The 2933-nt window shown below is 32.1% G+C and carries 5 protein-coding genes and 1 pseudogene; 3 read left to right on the top strand and 3 right to left on the bottom strand.

The features are described 5' to 3' along the window. From Y7E_RS30565 to Y7E_RS0128105, 3 genes and pseudogenes are all read right to left on the bottom strand, one after another. Positions 1 to 404: IS6 family transposase (locus Y7E_RS30565; protein WP_237741421.1), on the bottom strand; the 404-nt coding region annotated here is incomplete at its 3' end. Positions 405 to 468: 64 nt separating this feature from the next. Beyond that, positions 469 to 759 (bottom strand): annotated as a pseudogene (locus tag Y7E_RS0128110) (DUF4158 domain-containing protein); the annotation flags it as partial. 31 nt (positions 760 to 790) lie between these two features. Then, positions 791 to 1336 carry a recombinase family protein gene (locus Y7E_RS0128105; RefSeq protein ID WP_000576159.1) on the bottom strand — a complete coding sequence of 182 codons (546 nt, stop codon included), beginning with the start codon at positions 1334 to 1336 and terminating at the stop codon, positions 791 to 793. Positions 1337 to 1697: 361 nt separating this feature from the next. Here Y7E_RS0128105 and Y7E_RS0128100 point away from each other — a divergent pair, with 361 nt between their 5' ends. The 3 genes from Y7E_RS0128100 to Y7E_RS0128090 are packed head-to-tail and all read left to right on the top strand — an operon-like array spanning position 1698 to position 2680. Beyond that, the gene (locus Y7E_RS0128100) at positions 1698 to 2003 is read left to right on the top strand and encodes a PadR family transcriptional regulator (RefSeq protein ID WP_017154506.1); all 306 of its coding nucleotides are present in this window, start codon (positions 1698 to 1700) and stop codon (positions 2001 to 2003) included. Then, entirely contained in the window at positions 2000 to 2455 is a 456-nt protein-coding gene (locus tag Y7E_RS0128095; RefSeq protein WP_017154505.1) for a hypothetical protein, read from the top strand. The genes Y7E_RS0128100 and Y7E_RS0128095 overlap by 4 nt, the downstream gene beginning before the upstream one ends. Positions 2456 to 2491: 36 nt before the next feature. Beyond that, positions 2492 to 2680, top strand: a complete 189-nt coding sequence (locus Y7E_RS0128090) for a hypothetical protein (RefSeq protein WP_017154504.1) — start codon at positions 2492 to 2494, stop codon at positions 2678 to 2680. Positions 2681 to 2933: the final 253 nt, after the last annotated feature.

Genomic DNA, 2933 nt, shown 5'->3' with positions numbered 1-2933 from the left:
GCTTTGTCTGTAGTGAGAACCGCTGGTTCTCCAAAGATTTTGACCAATCTTTTCATAAAGGCATAGGCAGCTTGATGATCCCGTTTTTTACGAAGTTGAATATCCAATGTGTGCCCGTCTTTATCAATTGCACGATATAAATAACACCATTTTCCTTTGACTTTTATATAGGTTTCATCTAGTTTCCAAGATAATTGAACGTTTTTATTTTTCTTCTTCCAAATTTGATAGATAAGATTTCCATATTCATGAACCCAGCGCATGATGGTTGTTGGGTGAACCGAAACACCAAGCTCTTTCAAGATTTCAGATACATCACGATAACTTAAAGAAAAACGACAATAGTAGCCGACGGCTACCAAAATAATATCCTTTTTAAACTGTTTTCCTTTAAAATACCCCATATATCATTCTCCTGCTCACACTTTTTCTACAGGTTATCTCAGTTTAGAAATCTTTGCAACAGAACCGTTTTGCATATGCTTCATAGACCGTATGGTCTACACCAATTTGTTTAGCAACAAACTTTAAGAGTCCTTCAGGAATTGCTGGCATATTCGTAACAGTACATCCAGGATATCTTAAGATACAGAGCTGAACAGCAAATCCTAAGCGATTGTGATCTCTACGATGTTGATTAATGATTTCAAGGTCCTCTGTAGAAAATGTGTAATGCAGTGCTAACTCATGTTCTGTTTCAACAGAAATACGTAATAGTTCTTCCCTCTGTATAGGCGTGAGAAGTTCTTTTCCTCTCATAACATTTCCTCCATTTATAAAATTAATGAGGTTATTTGTTAATGTATCGATACAATGTTGTTTTACTTAGACCGGTAGCCTCTGTAATTTGTTTAATGCTATATTCTTTACTTTGATACATTTTAAGGGCCATTTCAACCTTATCAGTATGTTTTTGTGGTCTTCCTCCTTTTTTTCCACGAGCTCTAGCTGCGTTTAATCCTGTTTTGGTACGTTCGCTAATAATATCTCTTTCTAATTCTGCAATACTTGCCATCATTCGAAAGAAGAATTTTCCCATAGCATTAGAGGTATCAATGTTGTCATGAATAGAAATAAAATCTACACCTAGTTCTTTGAATTTTTCACTTAACTCAATTAGGTGTTTTGTAGAGCGAGAAATTCGATCAAGTTTGTAAACAACTATCTTATCGCCTTTACGTAATACTTTTAGCAACTCTTCGAGTTGAGGGCGCTCTTTTTTTATTCCTGTCATTTTCTCCTGATATAGCCTTTCTACACCATATTGTTGCAAAGCATCTATTTGCATATCGAGATTTTGTTCTTCTGTGCTGACACGAGCATAACCAAAAATCAAATTGTTTCACTTCCTATCTAAATATATCTATTAAAATAGTACCAAAAACCTCATTAAATTAAAATAAGGAACTTTGTTTTTGGATATGGGTTTTGGTACTCAATATAGATGAGTTTTTAACGCTTTTGTTAAAAAACAAACAAGTTCCATAAACGGTCGTTTATGGAACTCGATAGATAGAATTCGATATTAATCATGAGGACAACTAAAAATGCGGAAATTCAAAATATTTTAAAACGATTATTAGGATAATGGTATAAAAACAGAAAATATAGTTGACTAATATTTTTTTGGGGCTTATTATTACGTTATACGATATATCGCTAAACGTAATAATGGAAAGGAGATAAATAAAAGAATCATGAGTTCAATTGAACGATTTTCAGAACCTACATTATTTATTTTAATTAGTTTGGTTGAGGGCAACAAACATGGGTATGCAATTATGGAGGATATTGAAAACTCCTATGATATTAAAATTGGTCCTGGTACTTTATATGGTGCTATTAGTCGCATGGAAAAGCAAAAGCTCATTGAAGCTATTTCTACAAAAGAAAGAAGAAAACCATATCAAATAACATCTGAAGGTAGAGAGTATTTACAAGAAAAATTAAGGGAAATTGAGCATGTAACTAAGTTAGGATTTAAGAGGTTAGGTTTAATATGAAATGGCTTATTAATTTGTATCCTAAAAAATGGAGAGAACGCTATGGAGATGAATTTTTATATATTTTGGAGAACAGGAAACTCTCTTTGAAAGAAGTAATCGATGTATTTATTAATGCTATGGATGCAAGATTTTTAAATTTAGTGGAGGGGATTATTAATATGGATAAAAAAATTCGGGATATTATGCTTCATTCTGTACTTAAGCGGTTCTTAATCATTGTTTCAGTGATTCTATTAGGATTATTCGGTGGGTATTGTATCGCTAATTTTACCCCCTCCATTTCAGAGTTATCACCTAAATTAGTATTACTAATTGGCGTTGGTTTGGGAGTGTTTATTGGTTATGTAATTGGTTTAGTAAGAGGGATTATGCGAGTAATAAAAGTAACACAAAAAGAAGATGTGTTTTTGCCTGCCGGAAAATTGAAGTTTGATAAATTAGAAAGTTAAACCTCACTAATTTCTTTTGAAAGGAGAGAGGGAATCATGAATTATAAAGTCATGAAAGATGTAAAAATAATATGGGGTTTTATTTCAACTTTAATACTGGGTGTTATAGCAGTAGCACTTGCGATATATAATATTGGTTATTGGGTAGTTTTGTTCATTTTATCTGTAATAGTTTTGTCTTTTAGTGTATATAGAGCAGGTGAATTATATAATAAAGAGGACTAAAATCATTAGATAACCTCATTACAATAATAAAAAACTATAATTTATTAATCTTAAGAGCTATTCCGGCAGCGCTTTTAATGTATACCCTCATTTTTAAAGATTATATATTAGGTTTCTAAAGCTAATCACAAAGAATATGTATCAAATAATAACTACTCTCTAAAAAGTTGATTCCTTAACGTACAGGAAATCGGCTTTTTCTTTATGAAATTTTGCTTAGCGTACGAAATTCGCGTTTTGTTGGTGCTACCCC

Origin of the sequence: Bacillus bingmayongensis (assembly GCF_000299035.1) — a bacterium.
In the GTDB taxonomy this organism is placed as follows: domain Bacteria; phylum Bacillota; class Bacilli; order Bacillales; family Bacillaceae_G; genus Bacillus_A; species Bacillus_A bingmayongensis.
Note: the sequence above shows the minus strand (reverse complement) of the source record. Positions and strands in the feature narration are given on the sequence as shown.